This window comes from Streptomyces sp. NBC_00435 (genome assembly GCF_036014235.1).
GTDB lineage: Bacteria > Actinomycetota > Actinomycetes > Streptomycetales > Streptomycetaceae > Streptomyces.
Map to the genome: position 1 here is coordinate 1,851,135 of NZ_CP107924.1, position 15,607 is coordinate 1,866,741.

At 70.8% G+C, this 15,607-nt stretch carries 9 protein-coding genes; 7 read left to right on the plus strand and 2 right to left on the minus strand.

Annotation, left to right across the window (positions count from 1 at the left end):
- Window positions 1-16 precede the first annotated feature (16 nt).
- Window positions 17-1,414, minus strand: coding sequence for a purine-cytosine permease family protein (locus tag OG389_RS08485; RefSeq protein WP_328297849.1), 1,398 nt, complete (start codon window positions 1,412-1,414; stop codon window positions 17-19).
- Between the two features lie 207 nt (window positions 1,415-1,621).
- Here OG389_RS08485 and OG389_RS08490 point away from each other — a divergent pair, with 207 nt between their 5' ends.
- The gene (locus tag OG389_RS08490) at window positions 1,622-2,179 is read left to right on the plus strand and encodes a TetR/AcrR family transcriptional regulator (RefSeq protein WP_328303606.1); all 558 of its coding nucleotides are present in this window, start codon (window positions 1,622-1,624) and stop codon (window positions 2,177-2,179) included.
- A 147-nt stretch (window positions 2,180-2,326) separates the two neighbouring features.
- Here the strand turns inward: OG389_RS08490 and adhE are convergent, their stop codons facing one another.
- Window positions 2,327-4,960 (minus strand): bifunctional acetaldehyde-CoA/alcohol dehydrogenase, encoded by a 2,634-nt coding sequence (gene adhE / locus OG389_RS08495; RefSeq protein WP_328297850.1) that lies wholly within the window; start codon window positions 4,958-4,960, stop codon window positions 2,327-2,329.
- A 300-nt stretch (window positions 4,961-5,260) separates the two neighbouring features.
- On the opposite strand from adhE, the gene OG389_RS08500 reads away from it, so the two are divergent.
- From OG389_RS08500 to fxsT, 6 genes are all read left to right on the plus strand, one after another.
- Complete coding sequence (locus tag OG389_RS08500; RefSeq protein WP_328297851.1) at window positions 5,261-6,163, plus strand: alpha/beta fold hydrolase; 903 nt, start codon at window positions 5,261-5,263, stop codon at window positions 6,161-6,163.
- A gap of 615 nt (window positions 6,164-6,778) precedes the next feature.
- The gene (fxsA, locus tag OG389_RS08505; RefSeq protein WP_328297852.1) at window positions 6,779-6,943 is read left to right on the plus strand and encodes an FxSxx-COOH cyclophane-containing RiPP peptide; all 165 of its coding nucleotides are present in this window, start codon (window positions 6,779-6,781) and stop codon (window positions 6,941-6,943) included.
- 29 nt (window positions 6,944-6,972) lie between these two features.
- The gene (gene fxsBH / locus OG389_RS08510) at window positions 6,973-9,249 is read left to right on the plus strand and encodes a radical SAM/SPASM protein FxsBH, inactivated beta-hydroxylase extension form (RefSeq protein ID WP_328297853.1); all 2,277 of its coding nucleotides are present in this window, start codon (window positions 6,973-6,975) and stop codon (window positions 9,247-9,249) included.
- On the plus strand, window positions 9,246-10,139 hold the full coding sequence (locus OG389_RS08515; protein WP_443059226.1) for an aminoglycoside N(3)-acetyltransferase: 894 nt from the start codon (window positions 9,246-9,248) through the stop codon (window positions 10,137-10,139). The genes fxsBH and OG389_RS08515 overlap by 4 nt, the downstream gene beginning before the upstream one ends.
- 43 nt (window positions 10,140-10,182) lie before the next feature.
- The gene (locus OG389_RS08520; RefSeq protein ID WP_328303609.1) at window positions 10,183-11,610 is read left to right on the plus strand and encodes a TIR-like protein FxsC; all 1,428 of its coding nucleotides are present in this window, start codon (window positions 10,183-10,185) and stop codon (window positions 11,608-11,610) included.
- Window positions 11,600-15,598: an FxSxx-COOH system tetratricopeptide repeat protein gene (fxsT, locus tag OG389_RS08525; RefSeq protein WP_328297854.1), complete on the plus strand. Its 3,999-nt coding sequence runs from the start codon at window positions 11,600-11,602 to the stop codon at window positions 15,596-15,598. Before OG389_RS08520 ends, fxsT begins: the two co-directional genes overlap by 11 nt.
- Window positions 15,599-15,607 lie beyond the last annotated feature (9 nt).

Below are 15,607 nucleotides of genomic sequence, written 5' to 3' on the forward strand. Positions count from 1 at the left end.
TCGGGGTGGTGGGGCCTCAGGCGGCCGGCACGTAGGCCGGCACCCGCCGGGCCAGCGCCCAGTAGGTGAGCCCGGAGACCACCGAGCCGAGCAGCGTGAGGTCGGCGCCGCCGAGCGGGGCCACGAGGGGTCCGGTCCACAGCTCGGAGTCGCAGGTCAGGGCGGCGAAGCCCATGCCGGCGAGCAGCGCGGCCATCCCGGCGGGGTGGTAGCCGGAGCGGTACCAGTAGGCGCCCGCGCTGCCGGCGTGCAGGGCTTCGGAGTCGTAGTGGCAGCGGCGCAGCAGCATGTCGGCGAGGAAGACGCCGCCCCAGGGGGCGAACACGATGATGAGCAGGGAGAGGAAGGACAGCAGCGAGGTGGTGAAGTCGGTCAGGAAGAGCGCGCCGAGGGATCCGGCGGCGGTCACGGCGGCGCTGATCACGATGGCCCGGGCCCGGCTCCACGGGATGCCGAGGACCTGGAGGTTCAGGCTGGAGGAGTAGAGGGTGATGATCGAGTTGGTGACGGAGCCGCCCAGCACGAGGGCCAGGAACAGCGGCTGGAACCAGCTGGGCACCAGGCTCTCGGCCCCGGCCACGGCGTCGGTCATATCGGTCTGTGTGGCGGCGGCGACCCCGGCGATGCCGAGGGCGACGGAGGAGACGAACCCGCCGAGCGCGCCCATCCAGGTGATCGACCTCAGCGAGGTGGTGCGGGGGAGGTAGCGGGTGTAGTCGGCGGGCATCGGCAGGTACGAGAACGGTCCGGCGAGCATGACGACGAAGGCCAGGCTCCAGCCGGACAGGCCCGGGGCGACGGCGTCGGTCGGGGTGGCGGTCTCGGCACCGGGCAGGACGAACACCAGCAGTGCGCCGAAGCCGACGGCGAGGACGTAGGCCATCCAGCGCTCGGCGAACTGCACGGTGGCGTGGCCCCACATCGCGACGGCGAAGGTGAGCGCGAGGGTGACGGCGAGGGCGAGGGCCCGCACAGGGGTGCCTCGGCCCAGCCCGATCTCGGCGAGGAAGACCTCCAGCGCGAGCGTGCCGACCACGGTGTTGACGATGGTGTAGCCGATGCTCACCACCCAGTTGAGGACGCCGGCCGGCCAGTTGCCGCGGACCCCGAAGGCGGCCCGGGAGATGACCAGGGTGGCGGTGCCGGTGCGGATGCCGCTGAGTCCGGCGGCGCTGACCGCGAAGAAGGACAGGCCGCTGAGCACGACCACGGCGGTGGCCTGCCAGAAGGAGAGGCCGAAGGCGACGGCGAGGGCTCCGTTGATCACGTAGGTGAAGGTCAGGTTGGAGCCGAACCAGAGCCAGAAGAGGTCCTTGGCCCCGCCGTGGCGCTCGGCGTCGGGGATGGGGTCGATGCCGTGCGTCTCGACTCTGAAGACCTCGTCGACGTCGGCCGTCGTCTCCTGGTGTGCCATGCGTCTGCCCCTGACCCTCGTGCCCGGCGAACCATGAGCGACCTTGAACGCCGTTCTAAGTTCTTGAATGGCATTCAAGATGCGCTGCCGAACCGGAGCCCGTCAAGCCCCTGTCCGGGATAAGGTCGGCCCACGAAGATCGGGAAGGCGGTACGGGTGGCAGCGGGAGCGGCACGGCGGCGCGACGGGCAGATCGCCCAGGAGCGGATGCTGGAGGAGGCCATGGCGGCCATCGCCGAGAACGGGCTGGCGACGCTCACCATGTCCTCGCTCGCCGAACGGCTCGGCACCAGCGGCGGCCACATCCTCTACTACTTCGGCAGCAAGGACCGGCTGCTGCTGGCCGCGCTGCGCTGGAGCGAGCAGCAACTCGAGGCAGAGCGGACCGAGTTGCTGGGCCGCCGGGTCACCGCCCACCGCAAGCTCGCGCTCTTCCTGGAGCTCTACCTGCCGCGCGGCCCGCGCGATCCGCGCTGGACCCTCTGGATCGAGCTGTGGGCGCGCACCCCGTCGAACGAGGCGCTGCGCGCCGCCCAGCAGGAGATCGACGACGGCTGGCAGCGGGACCTGGAGGCGCTCCTCGCCAAGGGCGTGGAGCAGGGCCGCTTCGCCGCGGACCTGGACGTCCCCGCCCGGGCCTCGGAGCTGCTGGCGCTGCTGGACGGACTGAGCACCCGCGTGGTGCTGGGGCAGCGCGGAGCCGACCGGACCAGCTCCCTGGAGCGCGCCCGCGCGGCGGCGGCCCTGCTGGTCCCGCACACGTAGAGCCCCGCTCACTCAGCCCCCGCACACATGGCTCCGCGCACACGTATCCCCCGCACGCACGCCCCCGGGCATGTGGAGAGCCCGCCCGGGCCTTGGCGTCCCGGGCGGGCTCTTCCGCTCCTCAGCGGAGTTTCTGGGGAGGAGGTGTCACTTCTTCCTGGCGGCCTTCTTGGCCGGCGCACCCTCGGCGTTGCCGTAGTACGCCTGGCGCATCAGCTGCTTCAGGTCGTCGATCATCGGCATCCGCGGGTTGGCGGGGGCGCACTGGTCGGCGTAGGCGTTCATCGCCTGGGTCGGCAGGGCCTCGATGAAGGCCTGCTCGTCCACGCCCTCCTCGGCGAAGGAGGAGGTGATCCCGCACTTGGCGCGCAGCTCCTCGACGGCCCTGGCGTAGGACTCGACGCCTTCGGCGGCCGTGGCGGCCGGCAGGCCCAGCATCTTCGCGATCTCCTGGAAGCGCTCCGGCGCCCGGTAGACCTCGGCCTTCGGCCACGGGGTGGCCTTGTGGGTGACCGTGCCGTTGTGCCGGATCACGTGCGGCAGGAGCAGCGCGTTGGTGCGGCCGTGGGCGACGTGGAAGGTGTTGCCCAGGGTGTGCGCCATGGCGTGCACCATGCCCAGGAAGGCGTTGGCGAAGGCCATGCCGGCCACCGTGGAGGCGTTGTGCATCTTCTCGCGGGCCTCGGGGTCGTTCGGACCGTCGACCACGCAGCGCTGCAGGTTTTCGAAGATGAGCTTGATGGCCTGGAGGCACAGACCGTCCGTGTAGTCGTTCGAGTACGCGGAGACGTAGGCCTCGGTGGCGTGGGTCAGGGCGTCGAAGCCGGAGTCGGCGGTCACCTTGGGCGGGAGGCCCATCGGCAGCATCGGGTCGACGATGGCGACGTTCGGGGTCAGCGCGTAGTCGGCGAGCGGGTACTTCTGAGCCGCGGCCGGGTCGGAGATGACGGCGAACGGGGTGACTTCGGAGCCGGTGCCCGAGGTGGTCGGGATGGCGACCATCTTGGCCTTCTCGCCGAGCGAGGGGAACTTGTAGGCGCGCTTGCGGACGTCGAAGAACTTCTCCTTCGTGTCGCCGAACTCCACCTCCGGGCGCTCGTACATCAGCCACATGATCTTCGCGGCGTCCATCGGCGAACCGCCGCCGAGGCCGATGATCGTGTCGGGCTTGAAGTCGCGCATCATCGCGGCGCCGGCCTGGACGGTGGCGAGCTCCGGGTTGGGCTCGACGTTGTCGATGATCTGGATCGACACGGCGCCCTCGCGGGCCTGCAGGATGTCGACGACCTTCTGCACGAAGCCGATGGCGACCATCGTCTTGTCGGTGACGATCGAGACGCGGCCGATGCCGTCCATCTCACCGAGGTAGCGGATGGAGTTGCGCTCGAAGTAGATCTTCGGCGGGACCTTGAACCACTGCATGTTGGTGTTGCGCCGTCCGATCCGCTTGACGTTGATCAGGTTGACCGCGGTGACGTTGTTCGACACCGAGTTGTGTCCGTACGAGCCGCAGCCGAGGGTGAGCGAGGGGAGGAAGGCGTTGTAGACGTCGCCGATACCGCCGAAGGTGGAGGGCGAGTTGGCGATGACGCGGATCGCCTTGACCTTCCTGCCGAACTCCTCGACCAGCTCCTCGTCCTCGGCGTGGATGGCGGCGCTGTGGCCCAGGCCGTGGAACTCCACCATGGCGGCGGCCAGTTCGAGACCGTGCTCGGTGTCGGAGGCCTTCAGGGCGGCCAGTACCGGGGAGAGCTTCTCGCGGGTCAACGGCTCGTTCTCGCCGACCTCGTTGCACTCCGCGAGGAGGATCGAGGCCTCGGCGGGCACGGTGAATCCGGCCTGCTCGGCGATCCACTGCGGGGACTTGCCGACGACCGCCGGGTTCAGCTTGGCGCCGGAGGTGTCGGCCGCGTAGGCGGTGGTGCCGAAGACGAACTGCTCCAGCTTGGTCTTCTCGGCGGCGGAGACCACGTGGGCACCGAGCCGCTTGAACTCGGCGAGGCCCTTCTCGTAGATCTCGGCGTCGAGGATGACGGCCTGCTCGGAGGCGCAGATCATGCCGTTGTCGAAGGCCTTGGAGAGCACGATGTCGTGGATCGCGCGGCCGAGCTTGGCGCTCTTGTGGACGTACGCGGGGACGTTGCCCGCGCCGACGCCCAGGGCCGGCTTGCCGCACGAGTAGGCGGCCTTCACCATGGCGTTTCCGCCGGTCGCGAGGATGGTGGAGACGCCCGGGTGGTTCATGAGAGCGCCCGTGGCCTCCATGGAGGGGGTGGTGACCCACTGGACGCAGTTCTCGGGGGCGCCGGCGGCGACCGCCGCGTCACGGACGATCCGGGCGGCCTCGGCCGAGCAGTTCTGCGCGGAGGGGTGGAAGGCGAAGATGATCGGGTTGCGGGTCTTCAGCGCGATCAGCGCCTTGAAGATCGTGGTGGAGGTCGGGTTGGTGACCGGGGTCATCGCGCAGACGACACCGACCGGCTCGGCGATCTCCGTGATGCCGTTCAGCTCGTCACGGCGGATGACGCCCGCGGTCTTCAGTCCGCGCATCGAGTTCACGACGTGCTCGCAGGCGAAGAGGTTCTTGACGGCCTTGTCCTCGAACAGGCCGCGACCGGTCTCCTCGACGGCCAGCTGAGCGAGCTCGCCGTGCTGGCTCAGAGCGGCCAGCGAGGCCTTCTTGACGATGTGGTCGACCTGCTCCTGGTTGAACGACGAGAACTGGTCGAGCGCGGCGAGCGCCCCCTGGACCAGTCCATCCACCATCTCGTTCGCCTGCATGGCAGGAACTCCTTCATTTCGACTCAACCTGAACCGCTTTCCTGATGACTCAATTCGACACCCAAAAGCGGAAGCCGCGGTGCCGAAAAAGCCCTTTCCCGCTGGGCCGAAGGGCCGTTCACACCCGTTCACGACCCCTCCATCACCCCATTGACCTGCGAAAACATCGAGGGACCTAAGACCCCTGTGCGCTTGTGAAAACTTTCACAAGAATTTCGGGCGAAGTGCGCCCTACCGCACTCCTCCCCCAGCGAGCACAATCACGGTGACGAGTCGCGTCGACCGTGAGGGAGGGAGCGCGTGCGCAGTCAGGTACGCGTCGCGGACGGACGGAATCTGACGGTCGAGCGCTGGGGAGACCCGCACGGCAAACCCGTTTTCCTGCTCCACGGCACGCCCGGCAGCAGGCTGGGCCCCGCCCCGCGCGGCATGGTCCTCTACCAGCGCCGCATGCAGCTCATCGCCTACGACCGGCCCGGCTACGGAGGCTCCGACCGCCACGCGGGCCGCACCGTCGCCGACGTGGCCGCGGAGGTGGCCGCGATCGCCGATTCCCTGGGCCTGGACACCTTCGCCGTGGCCGGCCGCTCCGGCGGCGCCCCGGGCGCGCTGGCCTGCGCGGCCCTGCTCCCCGACCGGGTCACCCGCACCGCGGCCCTGGTCTCCCTGGCCCCCCGGGACGCGGAGGACCTGGACTGGTTCGAGGGCATGTCCCCGTCGAACGTCCGCGAGCACTCCACCGCCGGCCGGGACCCCGAGGAGCTCGCCGCACGGCTGATCCCGCGCGCCGCCGGCATCGCCGCGGACCCCGGCCGGCTCCTGGACGAGCTGCGCCGGGAGCTCACCGACAGCGACCGCATGATCGTCGCGGACACGGGGCTGCGGGCCATGCTGCTGCGCAACTACCGCGAGGGGGTCCGCACCTCCGCCTACGGCTGGATCGACGACGCCATCGCCTTCAGCGGCCCCTGGGGCTTCGACCCGGCGGACATCCGCTCTCCGGTGCTGATCTGGCACGGGGAACTCGACGTCTTCTCGCCCGTGGGCCACTCCCGCTGGCTGGCGAGCCGCATCCCGGGCGCCACCACGAACATCGACCCGTCCGCCGCGCACTTCGCGGCGCTGCGCGCCCTGCCCGACGTACTGACGTGGCTGCTCAGGGAGGTGCCGGCGCCTCCGGTCAACGAGCAGCAGCCGGCGTAGGCAGCGCGGTTCGGTGATTCCATGCCGAACTGCCGCTCCGGCAGATTGAGTTGACGACCATCGCCGCCAACTCGCCGTGCGGACCCGTTCGCACGTCCGGAAACCGGCTCGAGACCGGTGCCGATCCGCGGGATTCGGACCCGGGTCCGGCGAGGCCGGTCCGGCCCGAATCCCGCCGGGCCCGAGGTACGCCGGCACGCCCAGGCTCCCCGCTCCCCCTCCCGCACGGCCCCGCACGACGTGCTTCACCCCGGCCGGCTCCGCCCCGACCGCGGGACGACCGCCCCTCCGGATCGGGACCGACACACTGGCCCCTGCCGCGGCGTCAGCTCCGGCGTCACCACCCCTCAGGGGGTGACGGCCGGCACCGCGGCGCACCCCCCGGATGGAAAGGATCTTGCCGTAAGGCAAACGGCCGAATACGGAGTCCAGACGAATTCGATCATGTTTAGTACAGACCCCCGATCAGCCCCGCACAGGACATCACTCTGTAGCAACCACCTGGGCAGTTCGGCACGCCGTCAGGAACTCGGGGAGGTAAAGTCCGCGCCAGACACTGGCTTCTCGCCAATGTCAACCCTGCCCATTCCCCATGACCTCCCCGAGGACGGCGTCATGAACACCTCCGCAACCCCCCCGACCAGCACCGTCAAGCCCCGCCGTGTCCCGCTCGACCGGATCGACGTCCGTGGCGCACGCGCGAGCGCGACCCTGGGCCGCGTCCTGCAGACGGAATCCGGTCGAAAGGTTCAGGAGCCGATCTTCAACTCCGCACTCTGACCCCGAAGTCCGCGCTCTAGACTGGCGGAATGACCGGCCTGATCGCTTTTCGCGAGATCGTCCTGAAAGTTCACAGCAGATGCGATCTTGCTTGTGATCATTGCTATGTCTACGAACACGCAGATCAGAGCTGGCGCACCCGGCCGAAAGTGATCTCCCCCGAGGTCATTTCACAGACCGCGTCACGGCTCGCCGAACACGCAAGTGCACACGCACTCCCCTCCGTCACGGTCATCCTTCACGGAGGGGAACCGCTTCTCGCGGGGACCCCCCGGCTCCGGCTCGTGTGCGAGGAGTTCACCCGCGCCCTCGACGGGATCGCCGCCCTCGACCTGCGCATCCACACCAATGGGCTCCAGCTCGGCACCCGCACCCTCGATCTCTTCGCCGAGTACGGCGTCAAGGTGAGCGTCTCCCTCGACGGGGACCGCGCGGCCAACGACCGCCACCGCCGTTTCGCCGACGGCCGCACCAGCCACCCACTGGTCCTGGCCGCCGTGGACCTGCTGCGCACCGAGCCCTACCACCACCTCTACCAGGGCCTGCTCTGCACCGTCGACGTGGCCAACGACCCCGTCGCCGTCCTCGACGCGCTCGTCGAGCTGGAACCGCCGCGGGTGGACTTCCTGCTCCCCCACGCCACCTGGCAGACGCCCCCGGTCCGCCCGGACGAAGCCCCCGACACCTACGCGCGCTGGCTGCTGCGGGTCTTCGACCACTGGGAGCGCCTGGGCCGCCCGGTTCCCGTACGGCTCTTCGACTCGCTGTTCTCCACCCTGGCCGGCGGGCCCAGCCTCACCGAAGCCCTGGGCCTGGCGCCCACCGATCTCGTCGTGGTGGAGACCGACGGGAACCTCGAGCAGGTCGACTCCCTCAAGAGCGCCTTCGAGGGAGCCGCCGCCACCGGGTTCAACGTCTTCGACCACGCCTTCGACCAGGTCGCGGCCCACCCCGGGGTCCGCGCCCGGCAGCTGGGCCTGGCGGGCGTCAGCGACACGTGCCGCCGGTGCCCCGTCGTACGTTCGTGCGGAGGCGGGCTCTACACGCACCGCTACAAGGCCGATCCGGACGCTCCGGCCGGCGCCGGGGACTTCGACAACCCCTCCGTCTACTGCACCGATCTGCGCGAGCTCGTCGACGGGGTCGCGGGCCGTACCAGCGCCCGCGCGAGCGCCCCCGAGCTGTCGGACCCGTCCGAACTCGCCGGCTCCCAGGAGCAGCTGACCCGGGACATGCTCGCCCTGCTGAACGACGGCCGGACGGGTGATTCCGAATGGCGCCGGGCCTGGCGGCTGCTGGGCGCCGTGGAGCGCTCCGGGGAGGCGGGCGCGGACGCGCTGGACGCCGTACTGGCCCACCCCTTCACCCGCACCTGGATCAGGGCCTCGCTCGACACCGGGCGGACGCACCCCGGCGACCCCGGGGAGGCGGCCCGCCGGCTGACGGCACTGGCCGCCGCCGCCGTCCTGCGCGGCGGGCTCGACCTGCCCGCCGAGGTGGTCTACCGGGACGGCGAGGTGTACCTGCCCACCCTCGGCCTGCTGCGCCTGGGCGAGCCCGGCACCGACGGACGGGCGGCGCTGCACGCCACCGACGAGGGGTACGCCGTACGGGAGGAGGGCCGCCCCGAGCACCGCTTCGGCCCCGCGGCGGGCGACGCGCGCTGGCAGCCCGTACGCACCTGGTCGCCGGGACCCGACGAGGCCCCGGTGGCGCTGGAGGACCTGGACCCCCACCGCAACTGCTTCGCCCGCCCGCCCCGGCTGCGGCTCGGCGCCGGGGAGGCCGAGGAGTGGCGGCAGCGCCTGGACGCGGCGTGGGCGCTGCTGCACGCCTCGGTGCCGGAGTTCGCGCGGGCCGCGGCGGTCGGGCTGACCACGCTGACCCCGCTCGCGGGCGGTCCGCGGACCGCCGGCTGGGGCGAGGCCGGCCGGCACGGTCCGGGCGCGCTCGGAGTGCCGTACGCGGCCGGGGTCGCGGAGACCGCGCTCGCGCTGCTGACCGGGCGGCGCCGGGCCCGGCTGCAGGCACTGACCGAGGTGGCCGACCTGTACGCGCTGGACGGCGAGTGGCAGCACCCCTCGCCGTGGCGGGAGCGCCCGGTGCCGGTCTCGCGGCTGCTGGCCGACGTGCACGAGCGGGTGGCCGTGGAGGCCTACCGGCGGGCCACCGCCGCGGCGGAGCCGGGCGGGACGGACCGCATCAACCGGGCGCTGGACCGGCTGTCGGGGGCGGCGGAGCTGACGAGCACCGGCAAGCGGCTGGTGGAGCAGTTGCGCTGGGAACTGAAGGCGGTCGACGCGTGAGCCCGGCGCCGGGGCCCGTCCGCACCGGCGCGCTCCCCGGCCCCACCGGCGCGCTCCCCGGCCCCACCGGCACGCCCAACGGCCCCGCCGGCCAGCTCCTCGGGCTCGGCGGCGCGCTCCACGGCCTCGGCGTCCGCCCCGGCATGCGCCTCCTGGTCCATGCCTCGCTCGGCGGCACCGGTCTGCGCGCCGGAGCCCTGCGCGACGCCCTCCTCGGCGCCGTCGGCCCCCGCGGCACCCTGGCGGTCCCGGCCTTCACCCCGGAGAACTCCAGGACCTCCAGCGCGCACCTGGCCCGGACCGCGGGCCTCTCGGCGCAGGAGGTACGGGCCTTCCGCGAGCGGATGCCCGCCTTCGACGCCGAGCGCACCCCGAGCCACGGCATGGGCGTCCTGGCCGAGGCGGTGCGCACCGCCCCGGGCGCGGCCCGCAGCGGGCATCCGCAGACCTCGTTCGCGGCCCTCGGGGAAGGAGCCCGGGAACTGTGCGCGGAACACCCGCTGACCAGCCATTTGGGTGAGGAATCACCCCTGGGAAAGATGTGCGGCAAGGGGTGGAAGGTACTCATGATCAATGTGGGATTTTCCGTCTGCACCGCTTTCCATCTCGCGGAGTATCGAATTCCGAAGCCCCCCTTGCGCATGTACGAGTGTGTGGTGAAGGTGAACCTTCCGGGGCTTCCGGGGGGGCAGCCCGGAAAGCCGAAGGCGGAAGGGTGGACCGCGTACGAGGACATCGCGCTGGACGACAGCGATTTCGCCGAGATCGGCAGGTCGTTCCCGCAGGAGCGGGTGCGCCGGGGGCGGATCGGCGGGGCATCGACCATGCTCTTCGCCCTTCCGCATGCAGTCGATCACGCGCTTGAATGGATGACCGAAAACAGACGCTGATTGACTGAACGATGAGGGGATGTGGCGGAGCAGCTCCGGAATGATGTTTCTTCGCTCGCATCTTCGGGACGGGGGTCGTGTGCCCGCATCAGTGCAGCCGTACTTTTTTCTCAGTTATGCGCATACACCGAGGTTCGGGGCGGGAGGACCCGACCCCGACATGTGGGTGGAGCGCCTTTTCCGTGACCTCTGCAGCCATGTCATGGCGCTGACGAATCTGCCCGCCGGAGCCGAGGCCGGCTTCATGGACCGGGAGATACGCAGCGGTGAGGGCTGGTCGGAGCGGCTCGGGGCGGCGCTCGCCACCTGCCGGGTCTTCGTCCCCCTGTTCTCGCCGCGCTACTTCGCCAGCGAAATGTGCGGGAAGGAGTGGTTCGCCTTCGCGCAGCGCACCATCCACCACGTGGCGCTCAGCAACCGGCCGGCCGAGGCCATCGTGCCCGCCCTCTGGGTGCCGGTACCCCCGTCCCAATTACCGCTTCCCGCCGAGCGGTTGCAGTTCAACCACAACACCTTCGGGGAGCGGTACGTCACCGACGGGCTGTACGGCCTGATCAAACTGCGCGGGTACGCCGAGCAGTACGAGAGCGCCGTGTACGAACTCGCCAAACGCATCGTCCGGGTCGCCGAGACCGTCCGGCTCGACCCCATCCGCCCCTTGGACTACCGGCTGGTCCCCAGCGCCTTCGGCTCCCCGAGCAGTACCCCCAGCAGCACCGTCCGCTCCCTGCACGTCACCGTGGCCGCCTCCTCCCGGCACGACCTGCCGGAGGGCCGCAGCCCCGAGTACTACGGGGACAGCGCGCTGGACTGGAATCCGTACCACCCGGTCTCCCAGCGGCCCATCGCCTACGTGGCCGAGGACCTGGTCCGCAACCTCAACTACCAGACGACGGTGGGGTCGTTCGACGACGAGGCCGGGCACTTCGACTCCAAACAGCCGCCGACCCGGCCCGAGATCCTCATCGTCGACCGGTGGGCGGTGGAGGACGAGCAGCGCCGCCAGCGGCTCGCCGCCTTCGACCAGGAGTCCCGTCCGTGGATCAACGTGGTCGTGCCGTGGAACCGCTACGACCACCAGAGCCGCGCGAAGGAGAGCGAGTTGGCCCACCGGCTCGAGGACACCATGCCGGTCAAGATGAGCCAGGGCCGGGCCGCCTGCCGGGCCGCCGCCAACGGCGTGGCCAACATGGAGACGCTCGGGCAGATCCTGCCGCAGGTGGTGGAGGCGGCGGCCCAGCAGTTCCTCAGACACGCCCAGGTCTACCCACCGGCCGGCAGTCCCGTGGCCGGCACCGAACGGCCGCGGCTGCTCGGTCCGATGGGGATGAACGGGCCGCCGGCCCCACCACCCGCCCCCTTCCCGCCCACCGCGGGCGACAACGGGGCCGGCCGTCCCGACGGAGCCGACGGGCCCGGCGGGTTCGACCACACCAACGACAACGACCGGGGGGACGCGGATGACTTCTAATCGTGACAGCCAGAACAGCCGTGACGAGCGCCGCGAGGGGCACATCGTCACCTTCTACTCGTACAAGGGCGGCACCGGCCGCACGATGGCGCTGGCCAACACCGCCTGGATCCTCGCCGCCAACGGCAAGCGGGTCCTCGCCGTGGACTGGGACCTGGAGGCGCCCGGACTGCACCGCTTCTTCCACCCCTTCCTCGACCCCTCCACCCTCGGTGCCACCACCGGGGTCATCGATCTGATCAGCGAGTACGCGTGGGCGGCGACCAGCCCGGTGCAGCGTCCCGACGACTGGCACAAGGACTACGCGCGGATCCAGCCGCACGCCGTCTCCCTGACCCCCGAGACCCTCGGCTGGGAGTTCCCCGACGGCGGCACGCTCGACTTCGTCTCGGCGGGCCGGCAGAACCGCGAGTACTCGGCGACCGTCTCCACCTTCGACTGGGACAACTTCTACGACCGGCTCGGCGGCGGCCTCTTCTTCGACGCCTTACGGGCCGACATGAAGCGGAACTACGACTACGTCCTGATCGACAGCCGCACCGGCCTCTCCGACATAGCCGACATCTGCACCGTCCACCTCCCCGACGTCCTGGTCGACTGCTTCACCCTGTCCGACCAGTCCATCGACGGCGCCGCCTCCGTGGCCCGGCAGATCGACGAACGGTTCAACGACCGCGGCATCAAGATCTACCCGGTCCCCATGCGCATCGACGAGGGCGAGAAGGAGAAGGCGGACGCCGGCCGCGCGCTGGCCCGCATCAAGTTCGACCGCTTCCCCAACGGCCTGATCGGGGACGACCTCACCTCCTACTGGGGCGCGGTGGAGATCCCGTACCGCCCCTACTACGCCTACGAGGAGACCCTGGCCACCTTCGGGGACGAGGCCGGGCTCACCAACTCCCTGCTCTCCGCCTTCGAACGGCTCACCGCCGTGGTCACCGAGGGCGACGTCACCTCCATGCCCGCCATCGGCGAGGAGGTGCGCCTGCGGATCCGCGACGCCTTCACCCGGCGCCGTCCCGCCCTGCCCGCCGACCTCTTCCTGTCCTACGTCGCCGAGAACCGCATGTGGGCCGACTGGATCGAATCGGTTCTCACCCGGGCCGGGTTCCGCGTCGTGCCCAAGGACGTCTCCGCCGAGCGGGTCCCGGACCCGGCCGCCGGGGACACCCTGGGCGGAGCCGGCATCAGCGTCGACAACGCCGCGCGGACCGTGGTGCTGCTCTCCAGCGCCTACCTCAAGTCCGCCCGCGCGGTGGACGTGTGGGAGCGGGCCGCAGCCGAGGACCCGACCGGGGGCCGGCGCCAGCTGGTTCCGCTCAGGGTGGGCGACGTACGCCTGTCCACCCCGTACATCGACCGCAATCCGGTGGACCTGTTCCGCCTCGACGAGGTGCACGCCACCACCGCGTTGCTGCGCGCGGTGGAACGGCCCATGGCGCTCCCCGACACCGTGGCCAGCGCTTCGGCTCCCGGCCCCCGCTTCCCGGGGACGGTCCCGAAGATCTGGAACGCGCCGCCGCGCAACCCCGGGTTCACGGGCCGCTCCATCGTGCTGGAGCGGATGCGCGACCAGCTCGGCGGCGGCATTTCCGTGGTGCTGCCGCAGCCGCAGACCCTGTTCGGGCTCGGCGGCGTGGGCAAGACCCAGGTGGCGCTGGAGTACGTCCACCGGTTCATGGCCGACTACGACCTGGTGTGGTGGATCTCCGCCGAGCAGACCGACGACGTGGTCGCGGCCCTCGCGGAACTGGCCGTACGTCTCGGCGCGCAGACCGGCGAGGACATGTCGGCGGCCTCCCAGGAGGCGATCGACCTGCTGCGGCGCGGAGTTCCCTCCTCGCGCTGGCTGCTGGTCTTCGACAACGCCGACGATCCCGAGACTCTCAAGCGGTACTTCCCACCGGGCGGCCCGGGACACGTGCTCGTCACCTCCCGCAACCAGTCGTGGTCCCAGTACGGAGACGCCCTCCCGGTGGACGTGTTCCTGCGCGAGGAGTCCATCGAGCACCTCCAGCGCCGGGCCCCCGGGCTCAGCAAGGACGATGCCGAGCAGGTGGCCGTCGCGGTCGGAGACCTGCCGCTGGCCGTCGAGCAGGCGGGTGCCTGGATCGCGGAGACCGCGACCCCGGTGTCCGCGTACATCGAGCAGTTGGCCCAGCAGGCCGCCCGCGTACTGGCGCTGAACCAGCCGCCCGGCTACCCGGAGCCGGTGGCCGCCACCTGGAACGTCTCCATAGAAAGGCTCCAGTCGCGCTCCCCGGCGGCCGTGCGGCTGCTCCAGCTGTGCGCCTTCTTCGCCCCGGAGCCGATCTCGGCGAACCTGCTCTACAGCAAGGAGATGATCGACGCCCTCAAGCCGTACGACTCCTCCCTCCAGGAGAAGCTCGTACTGGGCCGCGTCATCCGGGAGATCGGCCGGTTCGCGCTCGCCAAGGTCGACCAGGTGAGCAACAGCATCCAGGTCCACCGGCTGGTCCAGGCCGTGATCCGGGCGCAGCTTTCCGAGGAGGAGCAGCGCGTGGCCCGGCACGCGGTGCACCGGATCCTCGCGGGTGCCCGGCCGGACGACGACGAGCCGATAGACAACCCGGAGACCTGGCCGCGGTTCAACACCATCTGGCCGCACCTGACCCCCTCCGAGGCCCGGTTCTGCAAGGAGCCGGAGACCCGCCGACTGCTGATCGACCGCGTCCGCTACCTCTGGAAGCGCGGTGATTTCAAGGCCGCGTACGCGCTGGGCGAGGAGCTGCGCGAGACCTGGCGCGAGACCCTGGGCGGCGACGACCTGCAGTACCTGTACCTGCGCTTCCACCTCTCCAACATCCTGCGCTCGCAGGGCCGGTTCGTGGAGGCGATGGAGCTGGACGAGGGCACGCTGGAGCGCCAGCAGGCGGCGCTGGGCCCCTCGCACCCGCACACGTACATGACCACCAGCGGTCTGGCGATGGACCTGGGCGCGCTCGGCCGCTACGGCGAGGCGATGGAACTGGCCACGGCCGCGCACGAGGGCTTCGGGCAGATCTTCCACGAGGCGCACCCGCGCACCCTGGCCGCCGCGAACAACCTGGCGCTGAACCTGCGCATGATCGGGCAGTACGCGCGGGCCAGGGAGATCGACCAGGAGGTCTTCGACCGGCGCACCGAGGTGCTGGGCACGGACCACCCGTACACCCTGTCCTCGGCACAGAACCTGGCGCGCGACCTGCGCGAGGTGGGCCGCTACGACGACTCGGTGCAGCTGCTGAGCCGGACGTACGAGATCTACAAGCGGACGCTGGGCCGGGCCTTCCCCGGCACCCTGTCGGCGGCGAAGAACCTCGCGGTGTCACTGCGCAGGGCAGGTGACGTGGACGACGCTCTGCGGCTGACGACCGCGACCCGCAACCGCTACCGGGCCAAGTACACCTCGGTCAACCCTGACCTCCTGGCCTGTGAACTGAACCTGGCCGCGGACCTGTTCGCGACCGGGGACCCGGGCGCGGCGCGCGACCTGGCCCAGGAGGTGGTGGACGAGTACGTCAAGGTGCCGGGCGAGCGGCACCCGTACACCCTGGCCGCGGTCAACAACCTCGCGGTGTTCCACTGGGGCACGGGTGCGGCGGAGACCGCCGATCCGATGCTGCGCCAGACCATCCACCACATGCGGGAGGTGCTGGGCGACAACCACCCGCACACGATCTTCGCCAACCTCAACCTGGCCAACGCCCGGGCCGACCTGGGTGATCCGGAGGGGGCCCTGGAGCTGGAGCGGCTCGCGGTGATGCGGCTGCGCGAGGCGCTGGGCGTGCACCATCCGGAGACCCTGGCCAGCTCCTCCAACATGGCGGTCAGCCTGGACATGATGGGCCGCAAGGAAGAGGCGAACCGGCTCCGGTCCGAGGCGGTGGCCGAGCTGACGCGGCTGCTCGGCGAGGACCACGGACTGACGCGGTACGCCCGCGACGAGCGGCGGGTCCACCGGGACCTGGAGCCGCTGGCGGTGTGATCCACGGGG

Bases quoted from the DNA above. Each gene is read 5' to 3' on its own strand.
- OG389_RS08485 (WP_328297849.1), bottom strand. From the start codon at position 1,414: ATGGCACACCAGGAGACGACGGCCGACGTCGACGAGGTCTTCAGAGTC.
- OG389_RS08490 (WP_328303606.1), top strand. From the start codon at position 1,622: ATGCTGGAGGAGGCCATGGCGGCCATCGCCGAGAACGGGCTGGCGACG.
- adhE (WP_328297850.1), bottom strand. From the start codon at position 4,960: ATGCAGGCGAACGAGATGGTGGATGGACTGGTCCAGGGGGCGCTCGCC.
- fxsA (WP_328297852.1), top strand. From the start codon at position 6,779: ATGAACACCTCCGCAACCCCCCCGACCAGCACCGTCAAGCCCCGCCGT.
- fxsBH (WP_328297853.1), top strand. From the start codon at position 6,973: ATGACCGGCCTGATCGCTTTTCGCGAGATCGTCCTGAAAGTTCACAGC.
- OG389_RS08520 (WP_328303609.1), top strand. From the start codon at position 10,183: ATGTTTCTTCGCTCGCATCTTCGGGACGGGGGTCGTGTGCCCGCATCA.
- fxsT (WP_328297854.1), top strand. From the start codon at position 11,600: ATGACTTCTAATCGTGACAGCCAGAACAGCCGTGACGAGCGCCGCGAG.